At 45.8% G+C, this 893-nt stretch carries 1 protein-coding gene; it reads right to left on the reverse strand.

All coding sequences use genetic code 11. The annotated features are described in order from the left end of the window. Positions 1–824: maltose/maltodextrin ABC transporter substrate-binding protein MalE (gene malE, locus KIV40_RS32460; protein ID WP_285353472.1), on the reverse strand; the 824-nt coding region annotated here is incomplete at its 3' end. Positions 825–893 lie beyond the last annotated feature (69 nt).

An 893-nucleotide genomic window follows, 5' to 3' on the forward strand; every position in this document is an offset into this window, starting at 1 on the left:
TTGAACTTAGGTAGAGTCGCAACACCGTAATCTACGCCAGATTTCTCGATGTTTGCCCAGCCCCAAGGGCCGTTGATTGTCATTGCAACGTTACCTGCAACGAACTCAGATTCTGCAACAGAGTAGTCCATGTCTGCAGAGATCACTTTGTCTTGTACCATCTTCTCGATGAAACCTAGAGACTTCTGAACACCGTCAGTCGCTACACCAGCGTCTTTAATGTCGTAGCCTTCAGCACCTTGCTTGAATGCGTAACCGCCGTCTGCTGCAAGTAGAGGCCATGTGAAGTATGCGCCACCACGTAGAGGCCACATGATCGCTTTCTTACCGTCTTTTGGTAGCTCAGCGTTAAGTGCTGGAATTTCTTCCCAAGACTTAGGCGGCGTTTCGATAAGTGCTTTGTTGTAAATTAGAGAAACTGACTCAACGGCTACAGGGTATGCAATTGTTTTACCTTCGTAAGACACTGCGTCCCATGCGAAATCTACGATACCTTCTTTAGTTTCTTTAGAAGGTTTGATATCCACTAGAAGACCCGCTTCTGCAAAACCACCAAAACGGTCGTGTGCGTAGAAGATCATGTCTGGACCATCACCAGCCGCAGCAACTTGAGAGAACTTCTCTTCTAGTTTGTCTGGGAAAGCAACGGTTACTTTTACGCCAGTATCTTCTTCAAAGCGTTTACCTACTTCTGCCATGCCTTCGTAAGCTTTATCACCACCTACCCAGATAGTTAGTTGACCTTCTTCGATAGCAGCGTTTGCACCGAAAGAACCCAGAGCAACTATTGTACCTAGAGCTACAGCGCTTAGAGCGTTTTTCATGTTAATATCCTTTCTATATTTATACGTAGGGCGCATTCATTTAAGACGAGCCAGTTTTCGATAGGTATG

The organism is Vibrio sp. D173a (genome assembly GCF_030248475.1).